Origin of the sequence: Hymenobacter ruricola (genome assembly GCF_015694525.1) — a bacterium.
Lineage (GTDB): Bacteria > Bacteroidota > Bacteroidia > Cytophagales > Hymenobacteraceae > Hymenobacter > Hymenobacter ruricola.
The window spans coordinates 15,115-39,960 of sequence record NZ_JADQDM010000017.1 but is presented as its reverse complement, the minus strand read 5'-3'; the positions used below and the strand labels follow the sequence as shown (position 1 = coordinate 39,960).

Genomic DNA, 24,846 nt, shown 5'->3' with positions numbered 1-24,846 from the left:
TGGCTAAATTTATTGATAATCAGTAATTTGTTTATAATAAAGGTCGGCGTAACCACTACTAATAAGACGGCTAAGGCCACGATTGGGAACATTCGAGAGGAACTAAATTTTAATCACAAATAAGTTCCATTTTATCAAAAATTTGTCAATTCTGGCCCGTAATTTGCTCCACTAAATCAGGTCGGAAGCAGTTGGTTTTGCTGCGCTGTCTTTCCGCCTGTATCTTGGTCCGCCGATTCGTCGGTAACCACCCAAACCGCGTTTTTCATCCACTTCACCCCCTTTTCACCCATGAGAAAAATAGTACATTCATTCACCTTGCTGCTCTTTGCGTGCGCCCTGCTGCTGGGCAGCGCGCAGGAGGCGCACGCGTCCCACTTGCTGGGGGGCGATATGACCTACGTGTCGCTGGGCAACAACCAGTACCGGGTCAAGTTCCGCCTCTACCGCGACTGCACGGGCATCCTGCCCACCCCCGGCGACTTCGTGCTGGAATGCCGCAACGGCGGCAACGCAACGTTTCCTTTTTGCAACGTGGCGTCTTCGGTGTCGGCCACGTTCGTGCAGCAGGGGGCCGTGGAAGCGGGCAACCCCTTCTGCGCGGCCGCCTCGGCCGGCCCCTGCCAGGGCCCGACGGGCCTACCCAACTACGACGTGTACAACTTCTTGGCCACCGTGACGCTGCCCCCGGGCAACTGGGCGCTGAGCACCTTCTCCAACGCCCGCCCCGCCCTGGCCAACGCCGTGGACGGCAACCTGTACGTGGAGGCCACGCTCGACAACCGCAACCAGGGCACGACGGCCGTGGCCAACAACTCGCCCCAGTTCGACCCGCAGGACATTCCGATTCAGTACGTGTGCTGGACTCAGCCCACTACCATCACCTACTCTTCTACTGAGCCCGACGGCGACTCGCTTGTTTACACCCTGACCGACCCGCTGCAGGGCTGCGGTAGCCCAGTGACGTACAAGGCCTTCCCTGGCAGCGCCCCGTTCATTGGGCCCATTCCCGGTAACCCCTCGTGCTTTTTCAACTTCCCCGGTATTCCGGGCGGCAACTACAGCGCTACCAACCCCATCCGCTTGGGCCTGGACACGGTGGGCACCTGCCCGGTAAAAACTGGGGTACCGCGCACGATTCGCTTCAACCAGCAGGCCCGTACGCTTTCCTTCACCCCTGGGTTCTTAGACACCACGCCTACGGGCAATAACAAGTATCAGATTGCGGTGCGCATCACCGAGTACCGCCGCATTAATGGCGTGCGCCGCATCATCGGTAGGGTAACTCGTGAGGCCAACATCATCGTCATTAACTGCGGTAACAACAGCACCCCCAAGCCCCCGGAAGCCAACCCCATTACTGTCAACTCGGGCACCAGCACGGTGAACACGGCCGATACGACGCGCATCGACGTGCGCTCGTGCAACTACTCGCGCGTGGAACTCAACTTCACCGACCCCGATAACCTGAAAACGCCCAGTGCTAACCAAATCCTGAAAGTGGTGCTGCCGGCCAACATCAACACCGACCCCAACCTGCTTGACTCGGGCGATGTGGGCACTTTCAGCCTGAGCAACAACAACACGACCAACCCCCGGGGCGTGTTCTTCTTCCAGCCCTCGCCCAACACCGTGGGCCGCATCATTCGCCTCAACATCCGCGTCGAGGACGACGCCTGCCCCATCAAGGGCATCCAGAACCGCGTGGTGGTGATTCGCATTGTGAAAGGCAACGTGGCCACGGCCGCCGCTACGGTCGGCAGCCCCGGCATTGGCGGTGCTACGCCCCCGGCCATCTGCGCGGGCGGCTCGCTCACGCTGCAAGGCAACGTGCAACGCCCGGACTCCATTCGCCGCATTGCCACCAACACCACGCAGGCGCAGCAATACTCCTTCCAGTGGTCGGTGGCCCCCGGTGGCAGCGGTCTGCCGGCCGTGACCAACACGCAAAACATCACCGTGAACCCCACCGTGACGACCCGCTACCGCCTGGCCATCGCGCCGACCCTGGGCTTTGCCCAAGGCTCCTGCGGCGACACGACGTCCATCTTGGTGCGCGTGGTGGGCCCGCCGGTGGTGGCCATCCAGCGGAGCCTGCCGCAGGTGTGCGCCGGCGCGGCCGTGAATCTGGTCGCGACGGCATCCATTCCCAATGCCCCCACTGGCGTGAATGACGTGTACACCTACCGCTGGTCGGGCCCGGGCATCCCGGCCAACACCACCGGGGCGACCCTGACCGTGCGCCCCACCACCGTGGGCGTGAATACCTACACCGTGACCGCCACCGGGGCTTCGCCCTACGGCTGCTCGGCCACCAACACCGTGCAGGTGACCGTGACGCCGCCGCCCACCGTGCGCGTGACCGCCGCGTCGCAGTTCTCCTGCCCCGGCACTCCGGTGGTGCTCTCGGCCACGGCCACGACTTCGGGCATCCCCGATACGTACACCTTCCGTTTTGCCCCGGCCCCCGGCCTGGCCACTGCTGACGAGACCAAGGCCAACCCCACGGTGAGCCCGCTGGTGACGACCCGCTACCGCGTAACGGCTTCGGGCAACCCGGCCACCGGCTGCGCCGACACGGCTTCGGTGGTCGTACGCGTGCTGCCGGCCGTGACGGCCCGCTTCAACACTGCTGACTCGTTGAGCATCACCGGCCAGCGCACCAACCGCCCGCCGGTAGTCTTTACTTTCAACAACACGACCCTACCCACCGCGGCCAACCTGGGCGCGGGTAACTCGATTGCTTACACCTGGACCTATCAGCGCATCAAGGACGTGCTGGGCACGCCGGTGACTGAGCCGGCCACTGCCTTCGGCAACAACCTTCAGAATCCTGGCCAACTGCGCCTGGGCATTGCTGGCACCTACCGGATTCGCATGACGGCTACGCTGTCGGGCAGCGGCAATACCTGCAAGACGGAATCCTATGAACGCCTCGTGATTGTGCCCGACCTGGAAGTGCCGAACGTTATCACGCCCAACGGCGACCAGCAGAACGACGTATTCAAGGTGTCGACGGCCGGGACCAACAGCAAGCTGGAAATCTACAACCGCTGGGGCCGCAAGGTGTACGAGCAGACCAACTACCAGAACAACTGGGGCGGCGACAACCAGCCCGCCGGTGTGTACTACTACTTGCTCACCGACAAGAACGGCGTAGCTACTAAAGGCTGGATTGAAGTAGTGCGCTAAGCAACTCACCGCTTACCCGCATCCACGAAAAAGGGTGCCGCGATATTCGCGGCACCCTTTTTTTGTATCAGGCCAGCCAGGCCGGACCGGCCCAATCCCAACGCGGCTAGGTTAGGTGGTGGCGCTCGTTCTTGACGGCGTTGTGAACGTTCCAGACGACTTCGTGGCGAAACGGGTGCACGCGCACCGGGCAGTCGGCCATGAGGCACAGCGAACAGGCGGCAAACGTGCAGGGGTCGGCGTGCACAAACATTTCCACGTCGACCGCGAACCGTTCCTTGATTAGCTCCTCGATGTCGAACAGCTGCGAATGCACTTCTTCGAGAGTGAAGTAGTAGGGCATCTGCATGTGGCAGTCGATGTGCAGGTTGGCGCCGTAGCGCTGCACGCGCAGGTTGTGCACGTCAATCCAGGGGGCGCGGCGCTGGGCTTGCAGCTCGGCAATGACCTCGGTCACGATGGCCGTGTCGGTTTCATCCATCAGCCCCGACACCGAGCGGCGCAGCATGCGCCAGCCGTTCACCAGAATGAAGCCGCCGAGCAGCAGTGCCGCGCCGGAGTCGAACCGGACCACGCCCGTGGCCGCCACCAGCACCAGCGCCCCGGACGACACAATGGACGTGAGGGCGTCGATGTACAGGTGCTGCCCGTCGCCCACCAGCGCCACCGATTTCAGACGCTTGCCGGCCCGCACCAGCAGCACACCCACCGCTAGGTTCACCACGGCGGTGCTGGCCAGCAGAGCCACGCCCCAGTCCGGCTGCCCCACCGGGTGCGGGTGCAGAAAGCTGCGCGCTGCCGAAAACAAGATGAAGGCCCCGGCCATAAAAATCAGCCCGCCCTCAAAGCCCAGCGAGAGGTTCTCGACTTTGCCGTGGCCATAGGGATGGTTTTCGTCTTTGGGGAGGCTGGCCAGGTGCAGGCTGTAGAGAGCAAAGCCACTCGTGAAGACGTTGATGATGCTTTCCAGGGCGTCGGTGAGCACGGCCTGGGAGCGGGTGAGGTGATAGGCGTAGAACTTGATGGCCACCAGCCCCACGCTGACCACGAGGGACAGCAGGCCGAGGCGGCGCTTGGTTTGGGAAGGCGTCATGCAAAACGGGTTTCGGAGCAAAGGTCGGGCCTGCGGCGGCAACCGCTGGGCCACTCGGCCGGGTTGAATGCCGTACTGTGGGTTTCGGGAGCAGGGAAACAACCGGCAGCAGCCAGATAATTCTGGCTGCTGCCCGAAACCTTTTCGTCGGAATCCGGTATTTAAGCCAGTCGAAAATAATTTTTAGGACAACCTAAAAATATAGTAACTTTGTTTTGAATCAACCGCTTAACGTGCCACCTTCTACGCTTACCGAAACCAACGTTGCCCCGATGGAAGCCGGCTGGCGGCACCCGCGCCGGGCCAATTCGCTCAGCGAGGTGTACGCCAGCATCAAAGTGCCGGGCGCCGACGCGTCCTTCTGGCGCAAGCTGATGGCTTTTTGGGGCCCGGGCCTGATGGTGGCCGTGGGCTACATGGACCCCGGCAACTGGGCCACCGACCTGGCCGGTGGCTCGCGCTACGGCTACACGCTGCTGTCGGTGGTGCTCATTTCCAACCTGTTTGCCATGCTGCTACAGCACCTGGCGGCCAAGCTGGGCATTGTGACGGGCCGCGACCTAGCCCAGGCCTGCCGCGACCATTATTCGCGACCCATCAGCCTGATGCTGTGGTTTTTGTGCGAAATCGCCATTGCCGCCTGCGATTTGGCCGAAGTCATTGGCTCGGCCATTGCCCTGAACCTGCTGTTTGGGCTGCCGCTGCCTTGGGGCGTGGTGCTCACCACGCTGGACGTGCTGGTGGTGCTGTTTTTCCAGAACAAGGGGTTCCGCATCATCGAGAGCATTGTGGCGGGACTCACGGTGCTCATTTTCGGCTGCTTTCTGTACGAAATCATCGTGTCGCGGCCTGACTGGGTGGCCCTGGCGCACGGGCTGGTGCCGCAGCCCAAGGTGATAACGACGCCGGGCATGCTGTACGTGGCCATCGGCATTTTGGGCGCCACAGTGATGCCCCACAACCTCTACCTGCACTCCAGCATCGTGCAGACGCGGGCCATCGAGCAAACCGAGGCCGGCAAGCGCATGGCCATCAAGTTTGCCACCATCGACTCGACGGTGGCGCTGTTTGTGGCCTTTTTCATCAATGCGGCCATCTTGGTGCTGGCGGCGGCCACCTTCCACCACCACGGGCTGTATGAGGTGGCCAAAATTCAAGACGCCTACAAGCTGCTGGCGCCGGTGCTGGGCGCAGGAGCAGCCAGCATTCTGTTTGGGGTGGCGCTGCTGGCCTCGGGCCAGAATTCGACCCTGACCGGTACGCTGGCGGGGCAAATTGTGATGGAAGGTTTCCTCGACCTCAAGCTGCGGCCCTGGGTGCGGCGGCTGATTACGAGGCTGGTTGCGGTGGTGCCGGCCCTGGTAGTGGCCATTGCATATGGCGAAAGCGGCACCGAAAAGCTTCTGGTTTTCAGCCAAGTGATACTGTCTATGCAGCTCAGCTTTGCGGTGGTGCCGCTGGTGCTGTTCACCAGCAGCCGGGCCAAGATGGGCGTGTTTGTGAACAAGCCCATTGTGCGCGTGCTGGCGTGGTCGGTGTCGGCCATTATTCTGGGGCTGAACGGCTACCTGCTCTGGCAAACCGCTGCGGGCTAGGAAGGAAGCGGACGGCGCCAGGAACTGAAATAGCTATTCATTCAGGACGCTGACACCAAACGGGCGCTTGTAATATCCATAAATAATTATTGTCCTAGGCATGAAACACCTGCTACTTGCGCTGCTGCTTTTGCCTCGGTTGCTGCTGGCCCAAACCGGTACGCTGCGGGGCACCGTGCGCGACGAGCAGCGCCGGCCTGTGCCTTTCGCCAGTGTGGTGCTGCCGGCCGCCCGGCTGGGCGCTACCGCCGATGCCGAAGGCATTTTTGAGATAGCCGGCGTGCCAGCCGGCCCGGCGCGGCTGGTGGCCAGTGCCGTGGGCTACACCACGGCCACGCAACCCGTGACGGTGGCCGCGGGTGCGGTTCTGGAAATAAACTTTATGCTGGCGCCGGCCCCTGCTGCCCTCACCGATGTGGTGGTGACGGGTGTGAGCCGGGCCACCGAAGTCCGGCGCAGCCCCGTGCCCATTGCCACCCTGGGGCGGCGCGAAATCAGCCTCAATGCCAACACCAACGTGATTGACGCGGCCGTGCGCGGCATTCCGGGCCTGAGCGCCGTCACGACGGGGCCGAACGTTTCGAAGCCTTTTATTCGCGGGCTGGGCTACAACCGCGTGCTGACCCTCTACAACGGCCTGCGCCAGGAGGGCCAGCAGTGGGGCGACGAGCACGGCGTGGAAGTGGACGGCTACGACATCGAGCGGGTGGAAGTGGTGAAAGGCCCCGCCAGCCTGCTCTACGGCTCCGATGCCGTGGCCGGCGTGGTGAACCTGCTGCCCGCCCTGCCCAGCGGCCCGGAGGGGCAACTGCAGGGCGACGCCCTGGCAGAATACCAGTCCAACAACGGCTTAGCGGGCAACTCGCTGGGATTGAACTACCAGAAAAATGGTTTTCAAACCAGCTTCCGGGCCAGCCACCGCCTGGCACGCGACTACCGCAATGCGGTGGATGGCCTGGTGTACAACACCGGCTTTCAGGAACTGACCCTGACCGGCATGGCGGGCGTAAGCAAGCCCTGGGGCAGCTCGCACTGGTACCTCACGCTGTACGACAACCGTCAGGAAATCCCGGACGGCAGCCGCGACTCGCTCAGCCGGCGCTTCACGCGGCAGGTGCTGGAGAGCGGGCCGGACGACATCAAAAACCGGCCGTTGGTGCGTGACGAGGAATTAAATTCTTACGCCATTGCGCCGCTGCACCAGCGCATCCGGCACTACCGCGTCTTCACCAAAACGCAGGTGCGGCTGGGCGGTGGCGAGCTGCATTTGCTGCTGGGCGCCCAGCAAAACCAGCGCGAGGAATTCAACCACCCCACGGCGCCCGCCCAGCCGGGCCTGGCCCTGCGCCTTAGCACCTTCACCTATGACGTGCGTTACCACCTGCCCACCTGGCACGGCCTCGAAACCAGCGTGGGCAGCAATGGCATGGGCCAGCTCAACCGCCACCAGAACGCCACTGACTTTCCCATTCCCAACTACAATTTGCTGGACGCGGGCGGGTTTTTGCTGCTGAAAAAGCCCTTCGGTAAGCTGGAAGTGAGCGGCGGCCTGCGCTACGACACGCGACTGGTGACGTGGTCGGATTTCTACGTGGCACCGGACCCGGCCACCGGTTTTGATGGCGCGGGCGGGCCGGGCACGGTCGGTGCTACGCTCCAGTTTCCGGCGTTTCGGCAGCGGTATCAGGGCGTATCGGCCAGCCTGGGCGCCAGCTTCGTGGCCACTGAGCGCCTGACGCTGCGCGCCAACCTGGCCCGCGGCTACCGCGCCCCCAACATCCCCGAAATCGGCTCCAACGGCCTCGACCCCGGCGCCCACATCGTGTATTTGGGCAACCGCAGCTTCCAGCCCGAGTTCAGCTGGCAGCAGGACGTGGGCCTGCTCTGGCACCAAACCGAGCTGGACGCGTCGGTGGAGCTGTTCCACAACTACGTGCAGAACTTCATCTACCAGGCCCGCCTGCTGAACGCGAACAGCCAGCCCGTCGTCATTGTGCCCGGCAATACCACCTATCAGTTTCAGCAGGCCGCCGCCCGTCTCTACGGCCTCGAAGCCAGCCTGAACTGGCGGCCCGCCGCGCTGCCCTGGCTGGCCTGGAACAGCAGCGCCGCTTTCGTGAACGGCGAAAACGCCGAGCCCACCGTGCCCGAGCACCTGGCCGAGGCCGCCCGTTACCTGCCGCTCATTCCGCCGCTGCGGGCCCGCACGGAGCTGCGCGCCACCCTGCCCGCGCGCGCCGGCCGCCTTACCGGCACCTACTTTCGGGCCAGCGTGGACGGCAGCGCACCCCAAAACCGCTTCTACGCCCTCGACAACACCGAAACCGCCACCGCCGGCTACGCCCTGCTGGGCCTGGGCGCCGGTACCACCTTCACCAGCCGCGCCGGGCGCAGCGTGGCCCAGCTCATTGTGCAGGTTGATAATGTGCTTGATACCGCTTATCAGGCCCACCTCAACCGGCTCAAATATTTCGAATACTACGCCAGCTCGCCCACCGGCCACCTGGGCATTTATAACCCCGGCCGCAACGTGGGCGTGAAGGTGCTGGTGCCGTTTTAGCAGCAGCTGAGGCCAAGGGGCTGACGAAATTTTCAGTAAACGCTACCATAATGCCCTTTCTGCGTAGAGGGCCGCATGAAGCACTTTTTCTGGCTAATTATCCTGCTGCCGAACCTCCTTTGGGCCCAGGAAACCCACAAGCCCACGCCCTACGACTCGGCCCATTTTAGCTGGCGCAAGCCGGTGCCGCGCAACCGCCTGCGCGAGCTGCAGCCCGACCGTCCCGGCATTACCGAAAGCCCTTTCACGGTGGATGCCGGCCACGCGCAGGTGGAAATGGACCTGCTGCGCCTGCGCAACGGCGGCACTGGCAACGAGCAGCGCGAACGGGACCTGAAAATGGCCTACACCATGCTCAAACTGGGCCTCGGTCGCCGCACCGACGTGCAACTCGAAGTGCCGCTCTACGCCATTGCCAAGCAGCGCGCCACCGACGCCGACGACTGGGAAGAGCGCCACGCCGGCTTCGGCGACCTCACCCTGCGCGTGAAGCACAACTTCATCGGCGACGACCAGCAGGGTAAATTTGCTATGTCCGTCATCGGCTACGTGCGTTTGCCCAGCGGCGGCACCGTGGGCGACGGCGCCGCCGAATACGGCGCGGTGCTGCCCCTCGACGTGGAGCTGAGCGACAAGGCCAACCTCGAAGCCCAACTCGAAACCGACCTCAACTACGACCGCGACCAGGACCAGCGCTATGTGCGCTTTATTCCCTCCACGGCCCTCGAGTACGACTTCACCGAGAAGCTGGGCCTCGTGACCGAAGCCGTGGCCATGTGGAACACTGAGCAGCGCCGCTGGCAGTCCTCCGTGAACGTAGCCCCCATTTTCAAAGTCACCCCCAACCTGCAGCTCGACCTCGGCACCCACCTGGCCCTGAACCGCCTCAGCGACCACGAGTACTTTGTGGGCTTCACCTTCCGCCGGTAATGTAGCGTGGACTCTGCGAGTCCGCGCATAGGCGAACGGCTGGTGCGATGCGCGGACTCGCAGAGTCGACGCTACACGTTACCTTTGCGCTCGCCAAGGTGCCAACCCCCACTCGCGGGGCGCGGCTGAAAAGGGAATCCGGTTCAAGGCCGGAGCTGTCCCCGCAACTGTACGCTTCACATCGGGGTGGGCCCCGCACGCCACTGTTCGGCGCTGGTTTTTCGCTGAGAAAAACCGGTTGCGAATGGGAAGGCGGCCCACCCGGCGGAGCAAGCCAGGAGACCTGCCCGGGCATTCACAGGTTCAGCATTCGCGGAGGACGGATGGAGAAAGAGAACAGCGGCGGCCCCCGGGCGGCCAGATTACCCCTGTTTTTCGGCCTCGGTCTGACGGCAGCCGGCTTCTCTCGGGAGGCGGACTGACGGCGGATTTTGAATCGAATTTTCTTCGCTGAGAATTTGATTCGGATGCATCGTTTTTCACTGGTTTCTGCCCTGCTTGGGGGCGGCCTGCTGCTGGGCGTGGGCAGCGGGGCCGCGCGGGCGCAGCAGCTTCCCGGGGCCGCCCCGCCCGATTCGGCCCGGCTGGCGCGGCGCGCCCACCGGCTGGCCGAGGTGCGGGTGCGCGCCGTGGGCCGCGAGCAGTTCGCCGTGGGCAGCTCCCGCTTGGCGCTCGATTCGGCCACGCTGAGCCAGTTTCGGGGCGGCACGGTGGCCGAGGCCCTGGCCGCCCGCACGCCCCTCTACCTCAAAAGCTACGGCCCCGGCCAGCTGGCCACGCCCACGCTGCGCGGCACCTCGGCCCAGCACACGGCCGTGCTCTGGAATGGCCTCAACATCATGCTGCCCACGCTGGGGCAAAACGACTTTGCCCTGCTGCCCCTCTCTGCTAACACCCAGCTGGCCGTGCAGCTCGGCCCGGCCGCCGCGCTCTACGGCAGCGGCGCCGTGGGCGGCGCCGTGCTCCTCACCACCGCCCCCGACTGGCGCCCCGGCCCGCGCGCCAGCCTGCAGGCCGATGCCGGCAGCTTCGGCCTGCGCGGCGGCAGCTTCGAAGCCAGCGCCGCCAGCGCGGCCGTGGCCATGCGCGTGGCCGCCAGCTACCGCCAGGCCCAAAACAACTACACCTACCTCCGGCCCGAGTTTGGCGGGCCGGTGCGCTACACCCTCACCTCGGCCGCGCTGCGCCACCAGTGGAGCGTGGCCCCGGAAGTGGCCTGGCGCCTGAGTGGCGCCGGCCAGCTCACGGCCACGGCCTGGCTTACGGATGCCGACCGTGACATTCAGCCCGCCGTGGGCACCACCGACCGCCACGCCCGCGAGCGCGACCAGAGCCGGCGCTTGGTGCTGGCGTACCAGCACCAAGCCTCGGCGCGCACCCAGTGGACGGTGCGCGGGGCCTGGTTTGAAGACGTGCTGAACTACCGCGACGACGGCCAGGACAGCCGCTCCCGCGTGCGCACCACCCAGGCCCAGGCCGAGTACACGGCCGCCCTGGGCGCGCGCGCCACCCTGCGCGTGGGCGCCGAAGCCCAGCATTTCAGCGCCGCCGTGGCCGAGTACGGCCGCCCCAACGCCACCGAGAACCGGGCCGCCGCTTTCGCCCTGCTGCGCTTCGACCCCGTGCCCCGCTTGCGCCTCTCGGCCAACCTGCGGCAGGCCGTGCTGCCCCAGGCCAACCCCCTCACGCCCACCGCCGGCCTGGAATGGGACGTGTGGGCCCCCGCCGCAACCGCCGACACCCTCGCGCCCGCCCGCGCCTCCCGGCTCACCTTCCGGGCCAGCGCGGCTCGCAGCTACCGCGCGCCCACCCTGAACGAGCGGTACTGGCAAGTGGGCGGCAACCCCAACCTGCGCCCCGAAACCGGCTTGGGCTACGAAGCCGGCCTCACGCTGCGCTCGCAGCCCACCCGCCACTTGGCGCTGGAGCACGCCCTCACCGGCTACCGCCAACTGGTGGACGACTGGGTGCAGTGGGCCCCCGGCCTCGACGGCCTTTGGAGCCCGCGCAACCTGCGCCAGGTGCTCACCCAGGGCCTGGAAGCCAGTAGCCGCGCCACCTGGCAGCGCGGGCGCCACCGCTTCAGCGCCCGCTTGGCTTATGCCTACACCTGGGCCCATACCCACCGCGCCACCCCCGCCGACCCCGTGCCCGCCGGCCTGCCCTTGCCCTACGTGCCGGCCCACACCGCCGCCGGCACCCTCGACTACGGCCGGGGCCCGTGGCGGGCTGCGGCGCAGGCCACCTTCACCAGCTACCGCTACACCGACGCCGGGGGCGTGGCTTTCCTGCCCGGCTACGGCCTGCTGGGCGGCGGCCTGGGCTACGCGCTGGCGCTGCCGGGGCGGGTGGAGGCCCTGCTTCAGGTGCAAGGCACCAACCTGCTGAACCGGGCTTACGACAGCTACGAAGGCCGCCCCGCGCCGCCCCGCGCCGCCTTGCTAAGCCTGCGCCTAAGCTGGCGCTGAGGCCGAGCCAGCGTTCATATTCTTGCTTTCATTTTTTAATAATCACCATTTTACCTCGTTTTTTAATGCGTTTTTCTAAATACCTGGCGATTTCGCTGCTGGCTGTGGCCGGCCTGGCCAGTTGCTCGCCCGACGACGAGCCCGTGGTGGCGCCCGTGCAGGACGCCAACAATGTGTTCGTCATCAACGAAGGCAACGTGGGCCGCTCCAATGGCTCGATTAGCTTGTTCAACCCCGCCAACAAGGCCCTGAGCCTCGACTTGTTTCGTGCGGTGAACGGCCGCGAGACGGGCGATGTGGTGCAGCACATGGCCATTGCCAACAACCGGGCTTACCTCGTGGCCAACAACTCCAACAAGATTGAAGTGGTGTCGCTGCCCGATTTTCGCTCGGTGGGCGTGGTGCGCAGCCGCCTGAAAGGCCCCCGCTACTTCCTGCCCGTGAGCGCCACCCGGGGCTACGTCACGCAGTGGGGCGACTACACGGGCTCGGCCTCGCGCATCAAAATCATCGACCTGGGCACCCTGGCCGTGGTCGACAGCATCGACACGGGCCTACGGCCCGAGCGGTTGCTGCTGCTGAACGGCAAGGTGTTCGTGGCCAACTCCGGCAGCAACACCCTGACGGTCATCGACCCGGCCACCAACCGCGTCACGAGCACCCTCGTGGTAGGCGATGCGCCGAACAGCTTGGCCGTGGACAAAAACGGCCTGCTTTGGGTGCTGTGCGGCGGCAACGTGGTGTATACCCCCACTTTCGACGTGGACTACACCACCACCACGCCCGGCAAGCTGGTGAGCGTGAACGCCGCCGCGGGCGCCGTGGCCGGCACCCGCACCTTCGGCAGCAACCGCCTGCAGCCCACCGACCTGCACCTCAGCCCCGCCGGCGACCAGCTGCTCTTCCGCGCCGCCGACGCCATGACCTACACCGGTCCGGTGTTCCGCCTCGGCATTGCCGACGCCGCCTTGCCGGCCTTCACGGCGCCCTTCATCCGGCGCAATTTGTACGGCCTCGGCGTCGACCCGAACACCGGCGTCATCTACGGCGGCACCGGCACCTTCCTGGGCACCGACAAGATGATTCGCTACCAGAGCAGCGGCGCGGCCCTCGACTCCGCCGCCGTGGGCGCGGGCCCCAACGGCTTCGTGTTCTACTAGCCCCCAGTCACCTTCACCTTCGCCCTGCAAATAAGAAAAAGGCCCCTGCCGGAAGGTGGGGGCCTTTTTGTTGGTTTGAAAGCCAGCTGGTTTAGTCGGCGATGCCGTCGTGGTTGCGGTCTTTGGCGTCGCCGGCGGCTTTGTAGAGCTCCTTGCCGGTGGGCTGGTGGGTGCCGGTGTCGCGCTGCACGCCCGCCGTCACGGAGTCGCCGTTGGCCACGCCATCGGTGGGCGCGGCGGGGCCTTTCTTGGTGTAGCCGCGCTCCACGTTGGTGTCGCCGTCTTTGGTGCCCGAGCTGCAGGCGCTAAACGTGGCGGTGACAACGCAGGCCACGGCGAAGGGGCGGAGGAACTGTTTCAGGAGCATGAAGGAGCGAATGTGAAGGGGGTGAAAGAATGCGATGCCGCAAGGTAGAAAAATAACTCGCCGCCGCGCAACCCGAACCATCGGCCGGGGGTACGGTTGTAGCGGCAGGAGCCGCCTCAAGGTTGCGCAAAAGTGCGCCCCGGTCGGCCCGCCCTCACTTTCTTCCTGATGTCCAGCAACTTCGTTCCTTCGCCCGCCGCCGTTCCCACGCCCGTCTTCACCTACGCCGAGTTCCGGCAGCTGGTGCGCACGCTGGCCGCCGAGCACCGCACCAGCGGCCCCGACCAAAACCCCGCCTACGTGCGCTTCACCGACCAAAACCAGGCCCACCTCGACCGGGCTTTGGGCGAACCGCTGCTGCCGGAGCTGGTCGGCCGGCTCACCCACCTGGCCCGCCCCGAGCAGTGGCTGGTGCTGGGCGAAGCCTGGTGCGGCGACACGGCCCACACCCTGCCCGTGCTGGCCCACCTGGCCGACGTGAGCGCGGGCCACGTGGAGCTGCGCGTGCTGCTGCGCTCCGACCACCCCGCCCTGATGGCCGCCCACCAAACCAACGGCGGCAACAGCATTCCCAAGCTCATTCGGCGCGACGCGGCCACCGGCGCCGACCTCGGCGACTGGGGCCCGCGCCCGGCCGAGGCGCAGGCGCTGGCCCACCAGCTGCACGCCGATAAAACCCTGCACACCAACCAGATAATTAAGGCCATGAACGCCTGGTACGAGGACGACCACGGCGCCGCGGTGCAACGCGAGCTGCTGGCGCTGGTGGGGTAGGGGCGGGGCCCAACCAAAATTTCCCTTATTTTCACCCTCCCAATTCGGTCCTTTATGCCCCTTCCGCTGCGCCGTCGCCTCCAAAAACACGTTGCCGCCTGGCCCTGGCGGCGGGTGGGCGTGCTGGCCGGCGTGGCCCTGGCCCTGGCACTAATGCTGGTGGTTTATTTGTTTGGGGTGAGTGACCATTTTTTCGGTCGACTTTTTTCCGCTTTTCTCGTACTGTTCTGGCTGCTGGCGGTGACGTTCCTGGCCGTGGTTCCGTTTGTGACCTGGGCCACGGCGCACTGGTTCGGGCGGGGCTGGGCCGAAGTGTCCACTCCGGCGCCCCGCCCGCGCCGCGCCGCCGGTGCTGCGCCGGCTCGTTCTCATCCTTCACCGGCCGCCCCACGGCGGCCCGAAACCCGATAAAGACCTTGAAAACCAACCTACTGCATATCAAGAACATGGTGTGCCCCCGGTGCGTGGAGGCCGTTCATGGTTTACTGGAGCGGGCCGGCTACCGGCCCAAGGCCGTCACGCTCGGCGTGGCCGAGCTCGACGAAGCCACCCCCGCCGACCCCGAGGCCCTGGCCCCGCTGCTGCACGCCGCCGGCTTCGAGCTGCTGCGCGGCCGGGCCGAGCAGCTCACCGAACAAATCAAGACCACCCTGGCCGAGTACCTGGAGCACCTGCGCACGGCGCGCTCGCCGCTCACCACGTCGGCCTTCCTCACCGACCGGTTTGCGGCCACCTACTCGCACCTGAGCAAGGTGTTTTCGCGCACCGCCCACCTCACCATCGAGAAGTACCTCATTCGCCTCAAGATTGAGCGCGTGAAAGAAATGCTCAGCTACGGCGAGCTGACCCTGAACCAGATAGCCGACCAGATGCGCTACAGCTCGGGCCAGCACCTGAGCAACCAGTTCCGCCAGGTGACGGGCTATTCCGTGAGCGAGTTCCGCCGCCTGATGATGCCCGGCCGCATGTCGCTCGACGCGCTGGCGTAGGCGCGGCATCGTTTTCTTGCCCGCGAAAAGGCGGCTGTCTACCTGGGCAGCCGCCTTTTTCGTTAGGTTTGCCGCTTCATTGTTTTCTTTTGTTCCGATGCTACTCGCCATTTTGCTCCCGGGTTTTTCCATGATGGTAAACGGCCACATTCTGAAGGGCATCCTGTGCTTCATTCTGCAGATTACCTTCATTGGCTGGATTCCGGCCGCCATCTGGGGCGTGGCTTCGCGCAGCCAGGATTTGGCCGAAAAGCGCCACCGCGAAACCCTGGAGGTGCTGCGCGGGCGCCGCTGAGCGGCGCCGCCCGGGCGCCAGGATGCTGTACGTTTTAGGCTGAATGCTACGCGGTGCTAGGTGAACCATCGCGGATGGCGAAGGGTATAGCAGGCAGTGTTTTGCAGTATCCCATCTCCCGGCAACATGGTCCTATTAAACAGGCTGTTACTGATTGCCTTCCTCTCGGCTGCCCCCCTGCTGTCGGTCCTGGCTCAGACGCACGAGCACATGGACATGGCGATGCCCAAGCCGGCCCAGCCCCGGCCAGCCGCGCCCCAGCCCACCCCAGCCCCGAAAAAAGCCGTGCCAGCCGCTGCCAGGCCCGCTTCTTCGGCTACGCCCGTGCCGGCCGCCGATACCAGTTACCACGCGGGGCGCCAGCATTCAATGGAAGGCATGGATATGCCGGTGCCCACTGCGCCTCAGCCCACCGCCCCCATGAACCACGCCGGGCACCCCGAAAGCATGAAAATGGAGGGCACCACCCACGACATGGGTGGCATGAACATGGCCCACGGCAGCACCATGGCCATGCCCGGCATGAGCCACGCCCTCTCGCGCCGCCTGCAGATGAGCCGCAACGGCTCGGGCACCAGCTGGCACCCCGACGCGACGCCCATGTACATGTGGATGCAGCACCGCGGCCCCTGGATGCTGATGTACCACGGCGCCGCCTTCGGCCGCTACACCAGCCAGAATGTCAATCATAACAACGCCCGTGGCCACGCCAACGCCATCGACGGGCCGAACTGGGGGATGGTGATGGCCCAGCGCGAAATTGGGGCGCGCGGCCTGCTGAACCTGAGTTTGATGGTCAGCCTCGACCCGCTCACCGAAACCAACGGCGGCTACCCGCTGCTGTTCCAGACCGGCGAGAGCTACCAGGGCCAGCCGCTCATCGACAAGCAGCACCCGCACGACCTGATTTCGGGCCTGACGGCCAGCTACACCCACGCCGTGAGCGAGGACGTGGACGTGAGCCTCTACGTGGGCTACCCCGGCGAGCCCGCCATTGGGCCGGTGGCCTTCATGCACCGCATTTCGGCCATGCCCAACCCCGACGCGCCGCTTTCGCACCACTGGACCGACGCCACGCACATCACCTTTGGCGTGGCCACGCTGGGCGTGCGCTACAAGCAGTTCAAGCTGGAAGGCAGCAACTTCACCGGCCGCGAGCCCGACGAGAAGCGCTACGATTTCGACCGGCCCCGCGCCGACTCTTGGGCCGGCCGCCTCAACTGGAACCCCAGCCGCAGCCTGGCCCTGCAGGTGAGCCGCGCCTTCATCAAAAGCCCCGAAGACCTGCACCCCGGCGAGGACGTGACGCGCACCACCGCCAGCGTGCTGCACAGCCGCACCTGGGGCGAGCGCCGCTACCTGGCCTCAGCCTTGGTGTGGGGGCTGAACGAGCACGGCGACGGCCACCGCGGCGAGCACGCCGTGCTGGCCGAAACCAACCTCACGCTGGGCCGGCCCACGTTCTACGGCCGCTACGAGTTTGTGCAGAAAGACAGCGAGGAGCTGGAGTTTTACGCCGCCGGCTCTTCCGACAACCTGGTGCGAAGCGTCTACAACATCCACGCCCTCACGCTGGGCAGCAGCTACCGCCTGGCCAGCCTGGGCGGCCCCCGCGGCCCGGAGCTGAGCGTGGGCGGGCAGCTCACGGGTTATTTCATTCCGCAGAGCCTGCGAGTGGGGCAGTACGGCGCCACCTACGCCGGCCCGGGCTACGGCAAGATGCCGCTGTCGGCCTCGGTGTACCTGCGCCTCACGGCCCCCTGGATGAAGATGAAGATGTAGCGCGGACTTTGCAGTCCGCGTCCCTGCACCGTTAGAGCCGTTTGCACGTCGTTCGGGTTGCCGCCGGGGACGCGGACTACAAAGTCCGCGCTACCCGACCTTTGCCGGAAATGAACCCTGGCCGCCCCGGCCGGGTTACTTGCCACTGTGCCCACTGCCTCGCCCCGCATCCTGCTGCTCACGCCGCCGCTCACGCAGCTGAATACCCCGTACCCGGCCACGGCCTACATCAAGGGCTTTTTGGGCGGGCGCGGCTACGCCGTGACGCAGGCCGACCTGGGCCTGCAGCTGGTGCTGCGGCTGTTTTCGGGGGCCGGGCTGAAACGGGTTTTTCAGGAAATTGAAGCCGGAAGTTTTGACCTGAGCGACAACGCCCGGCGCATGCTGCGCCTGCAAAACCGCTACCTCGCCACCATCGGGCCGGTCATCCGCTTCCTCCAAAACAAGGACCTCACCCTGGCCCCGCGCATCTGCCACGGCCGCTTTTTGCCCGAAGCCAGCCGCTTCGACAACGTGGCCGACCTGGAAACCGCCTTCGGCACCATGGGCCTCACCGACCAGGCCCGCCACCTGGCCACCCTCTACCTCGAAGACCTGGCCGACCTGCTCAAGGAAACCGTGGGGCCGCACTTTGGCTTTTCGCGCTACGCCGAGAAGCTGGCCCTCTCCGCCACCAGCTTCGAGCCCCTGCACCGCGAGCTGGAAGCCGCCCCCGGCCTGCTCGACACCATGCTGCTGGAGGAGCTGGAGCCTCTTTTGCAGCGCGTGCGGCCCGACATTGTGGGCTTCACCGTGCCCTTCCCCGGCAACCTTTACGGCGCGCTGCGGCTGGCCAAGCACATCAAGCACCTCAGCCCCGAAACCGTGACCATCATGGGCGGCGGCTACCCCAACACCGAGCTGCGCACCATCCAAGAACCCCGCTTCTTTGATTACATCGACTTTCTGACGTTGGACGATGGCGAAGGGCCCTGGCTGCGGATATTAGAACAGGTAGGGGCGGGGCTTGCCCCCGCCCGGACGTCTGCGCCGCCTGCAATTGGAGGAATTGTTTTGTCCGACGACGGGCGGGGGCAAGCCCCGCCCCTACAGCGCACGTTTTTAAGGAACAACCAGGGCGAAATCGAGTACGTCAACCACCCGTTTCCCGACGTGCCTCACCACGAAGTGGGCACCCCCGACTACTCCGACCTGCCCCTCACCGAGTACCTCTCGGTGCTGGAGGTGCTGAACCCCATGCACCGCCTCTGGAGCGACGGCCGCTGGAACAAGCTCACCGTGGCCCACGGCTGCTACTGGAAGCGCTGCTCGTTCTGCGACGTGACGTTGGACTACATCTCGCGATACGAAACGGCGCCCAGCACCCTGCTGGTCGACCGCATCGAGCAAATCATTCAGCAAACGGGCCAGACCGGCTTTCACTTCGTGGACGAGGCCGCCCCGCCGCTGGCCCTGCGCGACCTGGCCGTGGAACTGCTCAAGCGCCGCGTGCCCATCACCTGGTGGGGCAACATCCGCTTCGAGAAAACCTTTTCGCTCGACCTTTGCCGGCTGCTGGCCGCGTCGGGCTGCATCGCCGTGAGCGGCGGCCTAGAAGTGGCCTCCGACCGGCTGCTGGCGCTCATGGAAAAGGGCGTCACCATTGCCCAGGTGGCCCGCGTGGCCGACGGCTTTACCCAGGCCGGCATCATGGTGCACGCCTACCTGATGTACGGCTTTCCCACCCAAACCGCTCAGGAAACCATCGACAGCCTCGAAGTGGTGCGCCAGCTCTTCGCCGCCGGCGTGGTGCAGAGCGGCTACTGGCACCGCTTCTCGATGACGGCGCACTCGCCCGTGGGCAAAAACCCCGCGAAATACCAGGTGCAGGCCGTCGGTCCCGAGCCCGCCGGCTTCGCCTGGAACGACCTCTGGCACGACGACCCCCTCGGCGCCGACCACGAAGCCTTCGGCCCCGGCCTGGCCAAGTCGCTCTACAACTACCTGCACCACGTGGCCCTCGACGAGCCCTTGGCCCGCTGGTTCGACTTCAAAACCCCGCGCCCCACCACCCCGCGCCACCTCGTGCAGCAGGCCCTGCAGGCGCCCGACAAGCCCGACTTCGCCCGCCAGAACCAGCGCCTGTTCTGGCTGGGCAACGCCCCCGAGCTGCGCCTCGAACCCGGCAAAAAGGCCCCCCGAGCCGTGCTCACCTGCTACGAGCAGGCCGAGGATTTTGAAGTGAAAACCACCGAAGCCGCCGGCCGCTGGCTGCACCAGCTCCTGCTGCAGCTCAGCCACGACTACGACGCCAAAGTTTTGCTGCGCGACGCGGCGGCCACCTTCCCGCAGTCGGAAGGCCCGTTTGAGGCTTTTCTGCAAGGCCCGGCCTGGCAGCTGCTGCGCGAAAAGGGCTTGTTGCTGGTGTAACTGATGGTAAACAGCTGGACCGGAGCAGGCGAGAGAACGTAGAAAAAGTAACCGGAGGCAGTGCAGGCTACCGGCTGCGCAGCCACTGCACCACGTCGGCGGGCAGGCCCGGGCCCAACTGCCGGCTCGGCTCGCCCGGCACCAGCAGGTCGGCGCCGGCCGTGCGGTAGGCCCGTACAGCAGCGCTTCGGCCGCCTAGCGCGCCGCGCAGGGCCGCCGCTTGCGGGGCTGCTGCGGGGCCACCGCACAGCCCCAGCACCGGCAGCTTGCGGCCCTTCAGCTGCCGGAAAGCGGCTCGGGCAGCGGCGTCGAGCGGGGCATTTTGGGCAATGAGGTAGGCCGCACGCGGGGCGGCAGGGGCAGCCAAGGCTTGCGCCAGCGCGGCCGCCCGGGGCCCGGCGGCCCAGGCGCCCAGGTGGGCGGTGTCGGCCCCGGCCGTGTTGCGCAGCAGGCGCAGGGCCGCGAGCAGCTGGGTAGCGTCGGCCTCGGGGCTGGCGGTGTTGGTTGCGGGTAGTACCAGCACGATGATGCCTTCGCGGGCCAAGGCATCGGCCCAGATGGGGGCCGCCGCGCCCGTGGCCGAATCGGGCAGCAGGGCCAGCGCGGGGCCGGCCATGCCCACGTCGGCCGGGGCATACAGCCAGGCCGAACCCTCGGCCTGCGGCACTTCCTCCACGCGGTAGGTGCTGGGCAAGGGCCCGCCGCGCTTGAGCAGCACGGCCGTGGCCGTGGCCGAATCGAGCCCCGCCGTGCCCCGCCAGAAGTCGCCCTCCAGGGTCAGGGCCAGGGTTTGGCCGGGGCGCAGGGGGCGGGCGAGGCGCAGCTGGTTCTGGGCGAAAATAACGGTGTCGGCCACGAAGCTCAGGGCCGGCGCGGCGGGCACGGTCAGTTCGGCTTCGTAGTGGCCGGGGCTGGGGTGGCGAATGTCGAGCGCTACGCGCAGCTCGGGCCGCCCGGGCCGGCTGAGGCTGCCGGCGTAGTGCCCCACGGGCGGGGGCGCTGGAGAACCAGCGCGGTCAGACGGCGACTGGCAGGCGGCCGCGGCCAGGGCCAGCCCAAGCAGGCCCGTCGCGGCGCGGCGCATCCGAAGGCGCATCAAATCGGGCATAGGCATTCCCAAAAGTAGCGGGTTAGCGCCCGGCCAGCCCCTTGCGCAGAATAAGGTCCGTTTGCACGTCCTGCCCCAGCCGGAATTCGTGCTGGCCAATTTCCCGAAACCCGAACCGCTGGTAGAAGGCGCGGGCCTTGTCGTTTTTCTCCCACACGCCCAGCACCACGGCCGTGCAGTGCAGCTGTTCGGCCAGGGCCAGAATGCCGCGCATGAGGGCCGCGCCCAGGCCGGTGCCCTGCCAGTCGTCGCGCACGTAGAGGCGCTCGATTTCGAGGCGTCCGGCCGGGTGCTGCCCATCGGTCAGGCCCAGGGCGGAATTGTCGCGCAGCTTGGCGTAGCCCACCAGCTCGGCCTGCATGTGGGCCAGCAGGAAGGTGTTTTCGCGGTCCTGCAGCTCGGCCAGCTGAATATCCGGGCCGAAGTTTTCGGCCAGGTAGGCGGCCATGTCGGCCGGGGCATTATTGGCGGCAAAGGTGTCCTGAAACGTTTGCCGGCCCAGGTCGGCCAGTTGGGCGGCGGTGGCAGCGTTGGCCTTGGCCAGGGAAATGCGCAGGGGAGATGACATGGCACAAAGGTGGGGCAGTGGCCGGTGATTTACAGCATCTCGTTGGCGTTGGGGTCGCGGTGGTCGCCGTCGCCGCGGCGCATTTGCAGGCCCATGCGCACCAGCAGGCCGCTGGCCAGCAGGCCCACTAGGTAGGCCGAGAGCAGCAGGGCCTGCGGGCTCTGGCTGCCGCCGGCGTACCACATGTACACGGCCACGTACACTTTCAGCAGCATCCCCAGGCCCAGCAGCCCCCCGCTCAGCATGAGCAGCAGGCCAACCAAACGGCGCGTAGCGGGCGGGAGCGGTGGGGTAGGCATCGTGTCTGGTTCTTACGCGGGCCCGGAAGGCGGGGTTGGGCCCCGGTTGCGAATCCGGTTCTTTGGCGTAATTTCGTATCACCAAGTCACCCCGCGAGAGTAGCTCAGTTGGTAGAGCATCAGCTTCCCAAGCTGAGGGTCGCGAGTTCGAACCTCGTTTCTCGCTCATTCAGAAACAGCCATTTAGCCGGGGCGCTAGGTGGCTGTTTTGGTTTTGGGGCCTACGGTGGGGCCTACAGTTGATGGATGGCTGAAATATTAGATAAGAGTATGCACTAGCATGGCAATTTCCCTTGATAAGTTCTACTAAGTGGTAATTTCAGTTCGCAATAGCTGTCATATCGGTTTTCCTCATTTTCGTAAATGGGCGTGCCAATTCATCCTTGGTAACTGTGCAGCTAGCTGTCGTTCGTTACAGCTAAGACTTAGCCAATCTGCTGATAAGCTGCCGTACTTGGTTAGCTCTGGCATTAGCAGGTAGCAGATACACTGCGCTAAGCTTGGTGATGTCCTCTATGCTGCATTGCTGTTCGGTGGCCCATCGTTGTACTGCCTCGTTCGCGGCATGTTCTACCTGTTCAGCCGGCACGGGAGCTTTCAGTGCGGCGCTGTCGCATCTTATCCAATCAAGCAGCTCCCAATCCTGAAAACTCTCTAACTGTTGCTGCCGATAGTTATAACAAATCAACCGGTAAGAGGGGCCCTGCCGAATCAGTACGACAACTCGGTGCTGGGCCCGGGCATACAGCTTTGTGCTCAATAAATATGCGGGGAGCTGGCTGGCTTGAGCCCGGTGTTTTTCTAGGGTGGCGCTGTGGGTCAGAAAAGATGCTGCGCCTGAGCCGCCTACCTCGGTCAGCAGCTCATCTTGCCTCACAAAGTGGAGGGCATCGATGTCGCCGTTCAGGGCAATATCCACTCGTGGGCTGCTTGTAAAGGCCGCCGACCCCATGATACCCCGTGATTTCTCGTGGCGCTGCGTCATTCGTTCAAATAACCGGCGAATGCTCTGGGCTAGCCGGCTTTCGTTGGTTGTTTCTTCAAGGATAGTGGGGAGCAAGGTGTACACGTGCACGTCACGGTCAGGTGCCGTCGTCATGCGCAGTATCCGCCCCACGCGCTGAAACAGCACATCGGCCCCACCGGGTGGGTCGTAGTTGACGACGGTGGCACAGTCCTGCAGATTGACCCCCACGCCGTCGGCATCGGTGCAAATCAGCACTTCGTACTTATCAGGGCCGGTAGATGGGTAGTGCGACTTGGGCGAAAACCCGCGCAGCTCGGCGCTACGCAAGTCGGCCGAAGCTAGCCGCACCACGCCCCGGCTGCTTACCACCGTGCAGCCCACTCGCACATCAGCAAACTCTTGGCGCAAAGCCTGTTTTAAGTAAATTGCTGTAGACAAGCGGTTGACGAAAATCAGCACCTTGCCACGCGTGGCCACGCAGTGGCGCGCCACGATGCCAGCCAGCAGTTGGTATTTGGCATCCCGGGCTATTCCGCTGCCTCGAAAAACCGTCAGTAGTGGCTCAAGGTACTTGCCACGCTCATCGGCTGGTAGAAATAAAGGAGACTCATATTTGGCTGCTCCTCGGCGCGGGCGCTTCCCGGCGGGACGCTGGCCATCGGCTCCCAGCGAATGCAGGTTTTTGTCCAACGACACCGCTACCGCGGCCGGTGAGCTCAGCCAACTGCCCAGCGTACTGTTGTACACGGCGTCGGTCAGGCCCACTTGGGTTTGGGCCACCTCATCGACAAAAAACGACTGCATGACTTTGTACTGCTGGTCAAAGCAGCGGGCGTCGGCGGCCTGCTCCATTTCGGGCTGTAGCAGCAAGCGGTAGGTTTCGGTGCGCAGCCGTAGGAAGGGAGGCAGGTAGCGCCGCTCGTGGGCAAATTGGATGAACGTCCGGCCGTGCTCATCCACGTCGCCGCGCTCATTGGCCAGGCGCAGCACGTGCGGCAGGCCCAGCACCGTTACCACCGGCAGGTGCAAGAACTTTTCGGCCGAAGTAGCCTTCCAGGGCTGACTGGTGCCGGTGGCAGTATCGTGCTGCGGCGGGAGCAAGTGCAGCAGGCTGTCGAGGTTTTTCAGGCTGGTGCCGTATACGGTGGCCGTGAGCAGCACCACGCGGGCCCCATTGGCCAGCAGCGGCCGGATGCGCTCGTACACCCGGCTGCGGATGGCCCGGCGCTCCGACTCATCTACCAGCAACTGGTTGCGGTAGAAGTGCGCTTCGTCAATCAGAAGCAGCGTGTGTTGGTCGGCCCGCTGAATTTCCTGCTCCAGCTCATATATGCGGTGGTGAGGCTGGTCGGAGGTGTCACGAAAAATGACCTGCGAGGTGTAGAAGCTATAATTCACATCGCGGCCCGCCAGCTGCTGATGCCACTCGCGCTTTACCCCCGCCGGGGCAATCAATACGGTTCGTTTGATGTGCCCAGCCAGTTGCAAACGCTCGGCTATTTCGGCTCCGATAATGGTTTTGCCCAAGCCAGTGGCCGCCACTATCAAGGCTCCACCGTATTGCCGCTCTTGGCGCAGTGCCCGAGCAATAACCCCACGCTGGTAAAAAGTGGGTGGATAAACGCCAGGCCGTTGCGGCAACTCGGGCAAATGGTCGAGCAACTGCAGCATCTTGAGGTAAGCTTCAAACGGAGTAGCCAGGAGGTACCACTTGTTCAGCCGCTCTTCCAGCTCGCGCAGCAAATCGTGCGCTTGCGCCGCCACCTCGTCGTACCAGGTAATCCAAGCCTGTATTTCAACTGACTCATGGCTGGCGCTGGCCTGCTCGGCTGCTATTTTCAGCCCTTTGTAGGTGTAGTTGCAGGAGCCGTGCCACAGCACCTGCTCGTCAATCAGGTAAAACTTGCAGTGAAAGGGCACGCGCATGGAGCGGGCTTCCCGAATAAAAAACTGCCCGGTGCGGATGCGCTGCAGCAAGTCGGCTACGGTACGCATCAGGTCGGTCTGGCACTGTCCGAGCTCGGCAAGTATCTCGTCCACCACGGCCTCGTAAGCGTGTTTCTCCTCGGAGTGGCCCACTAAAATGCGCAACTGGGCAGGCTGCGCAATGTGCTCCCGGCCCAGCTGGTAGCCCCGTAGCGTGAAGTACGCCGTCGCTATCCGTAGCACCCGTTGCGCCTGCGGAAAATATCCTTCAATGAAGGCCATGCCCACACCCGGCCCCGCTCCGTAAGCAAGGCGGCCAGCGGCATCGCGGCCGAGCAGGAGCGGGGTTTCGACGAGGGGCATG

The 24,846-nt window shown here is 65.0% G+C and carries 18 protein-coding genes, 1 tRNA gene and 1 riboswitch; of the genes, 13 read left to right on the top strand and 6 right to left on the bottom strand.

Annotated features, from left to right (window positions below; genetic code table 11):
* Positions 1–291: 291 nt before the first annotated feature.
* Positions 292–3,192, top strand: coding sequence for a gliding motility-associated C-terminal domain-containing protein (locus I2H31_RS21335; protein ID WP_196295086.1), 2,901 nt, complete (start codon positions 292–294; stop codon positions 3,190–3,192).
* Between the two features lie 106 nt (positions 3,193–3,298).
* Here the strand turns inward: I2H31_RS21335 and I2H31_RS21330 are convergent, their stop codons facing one another.
* Positions 3,299–4,285: a cation diffusion facilitator family transporter gene (locus I2H31_RS21330; protein WP_196295085.1), complete on the bottom strand. Its 987-nt coding sequence runs from the start codon at positions 4,283–4,285 to the stop codon at positions 3,299–3,301.
* A gap of 272 nt (positions 4,286–4,557) precedes the next feature.
* Here I2H31_RS21330 and I2H31_RS21325 point away from each other — a divergent pair, with 272 nt between their 5' ends.
* From I2H31_RS21325 to I2H31_RS21305, 5 genes are all read left to right on the top strand, one after another.
* Positions 4,558–5,880, top strand: a complete 1,323-nt coding sequence (locus tag I2H31_RS21325) for an Nramp family divalent metal transporter (protein WP_196295129.1) — start codon at positions 4,558–4,560, stop codon at positions 5,878–5,880.
* A 100-nt stretch (positions 5,881–5,980) separates the two neighbouring features.
* A complete protein-coding gene (locus I2H31_RS21320; RefSeq protein WP_196295084.1) occupies positions 5,981–8,440 on the top strand; it encodes a TonB-dependent receptor in 2,460 nt (819 codons plus the stop codon).
* A gap of 75 nt (positions 8,441–8,515) precedes the next feature.
* Positions 8,516–9,370, top strand: a complete 855-nt coding sequence (locus I2H31_RS21315) for a transporter (protein ID WP_196295083.1) — start codon at positions 8,516–8,518, stop codon at positions 9,368–9,370.
* A 79-nt stretch (positions 9,371–9,449) separates the two neighbouring features.
* Positions 9,450–9,675: riboswitch (cobalamin riboswitch) on the top strand.
* 162 nt (positions 9,676–9,837) lie between these two features.
* Entirely contained in the window at positions 9,838–11,838 is a 2,001-nt protein-coding gene (locus I2H31_RS21310) for a TonB-dependent receptor plug domain-containing protein (RefSeq protein WP_196295082.1), read from the top strand.
* Between the two features lie 65 nt (positions 11,839–11,903).
* Positions 11,904–12,998, top strand: a complete 1,095-nt coding sequence (locus I2H31_RS21305) for a DUF5074 domain-containing protein (RefSeq protein WP_196295081.1) — start codon at positions 11,904–11,906, stop codon at positions 12,996–12,998.
* A gap of 91 nt (positions 12,999–13,089) precedes the next feature.
* Here I2H31_RS21305 and I2H31_RS21300 read toward each other — a convergent pair whose 3' ends face one another.
* On the bottom strand, positions 13,090–13,365 hold the full coding sequence (locus tag I2H31_RS21300; protein WP_196295080.1) for a hypothetical protein: 276 nt from the start codon (positions 13,363–13,365) through the stop codon (positions 13,090–13,092).
* 168 nt (positions 13,366–13,533) lie between these two features.
* Between I2H31_RS21300 and I2H31_RS21295 the strand changes: the two genes are divergently transcribed.
* From I2H31_RS21295 to I2H31_RS21270, 6 genes are all read left to right on the top strand, one after another.
* On the top strand, positions 13,534–14,139 hold the full coding sequence (locus I2H31_RS21295) for a thioredoxin family protein (protein WP_196295079.1): 606 nt from the start codon (positions 13,534–13,536) through the stop codon (positions 14,137–14,139).
* Between the two features lie 54 nt (positions 14,140–14,193).
* Positions 14,194–14,550, top strand: coding sequence for a hypothetical protein (locus I2H31_RS21290; RefSeq protein ID WP_196295078.1), 357 nt, complete (start codon positions 14,194–14,196; stop codon positions 14,548–14,550).
* 5 nt (positions 14,551–14,555) lie between these two features.
* Complete coding sequence (locus tag I2H31_RS21285; protein WP_196295077.1) at positions 14,556–15,128, top strand: helix-turn-helix domain-containing protein; 573 nt, start codon at positions 14,556–14,558, stop codon at positions 15,126–15,128.
* Positions 15,129–15,225: 97 nt separating this feature from the next.
* The gene (locus I2H31_RS21280) at positions 15,226–15,423 is read left to right on the top strand and encodes a YqaE/Pmp3 family membrane protein (protein WP_196295076.1); all 198 of its coding nucleotides are present in this window, start codon (positions 15,226–15,228) and stop codon (positions 15,421–15,423) included.
* 126 nt (positions 15,424–15,549) lie between these two features.
* Positions 15,550–17,205, top strand: a complete 1,656-nt coding sequence (locus tag I2H31_RS21275; RefSeq protein ID WP_196295075.1) for a hypothetical protein — start codon at positions 15,550–15,552, stop codon at positions 17,203–17,205.
* A gap of 147 nt (positions 17,206–17,352) precedes the next feature.
* Positions 17,353–19,614: a B12-binding domain-containing radical SAM protein gene (locus tag I2H31_RS21270; RefSeq protein WP_196295074.1), complete on the top strand. Its 2,262-nt coding sequence runs from the start codon at positions 17,353–17,355 to the stop codon at positions 19,612–19,614.
* 67 nt (positions 19,615–19,681) lie between these two features.
* Here I2H31_RS21270 and I2H31_RS21265 read toward each other — a convergent pair whose 3' ends face one another.
* From I2H31_RS21265 to I2H31_RS21255, 3 genes are read right to left on the bottom strand one after another with little or no spacing between them, the layout of a single operon-like run.
* Positions 19,682–20,722 carry a hypothetical protein gene (locus I2H31_RS21265; RefSeq protein WP_196295073.1) on the bottom strand — a complete coding sequence of 347 codons (1,041 nt, stop codon included), beginning with the start codon at positions 20,720–20,722 and terminating at the stop codon, positions 19,682–19,684.
* 22 nt (positions 20,723–20,744) lie between these two features.
* On the bottom strand, positions 20,745–21,290 hold the full coding sequence (locus I2H31_RS21260) for a GNAT family N-acetyltransferase (RefSeq protein ID WP_196295072.1): 546 nt from the start codon (positions 21,288–21,290) through the stop codon (positions 20,745–20,747).
* Between the two features lie 29 nt (positions 21,291–21,319).
* Positions 21,320–21,589 (bottom strand): hypothetical protein, encoded by a 270-nt coding sequence (locus I2H31_RS21255; RefSeq protein ID WP_196295071.1) that lies wholly within the window; start codon positions 21,587–21,589, stop codon positions 21,320–21,322.
* 93 nt (positions 21,590–21,682) lie between these two features.
* Between I2H31_RS21255 and I2H31_RS21250 the strand changes: the two genes are divergently transcribed.
* Positions 21,683–21,755: transfer RNA gene (locus tag I2H31_RS21250), tRNA-Gly, on the top strand.
* A 252-nt stretch (positions 21,756–22,007) separates the two neighbouring features.
* Here I2H31_RS21250 and I2H31_RS21245 read toward each other — a convergent pair.
* Entirely contained in the window at positions 22,008–24,845 is a 2,838-nt protein-coding gene (locus I2H31_RS21245) for a helicase-related protein (protein WP_196295070.1), read from the bottom strand.
* Between the last annotated feature and the right edge of the window lies 1 nt (position 24,846).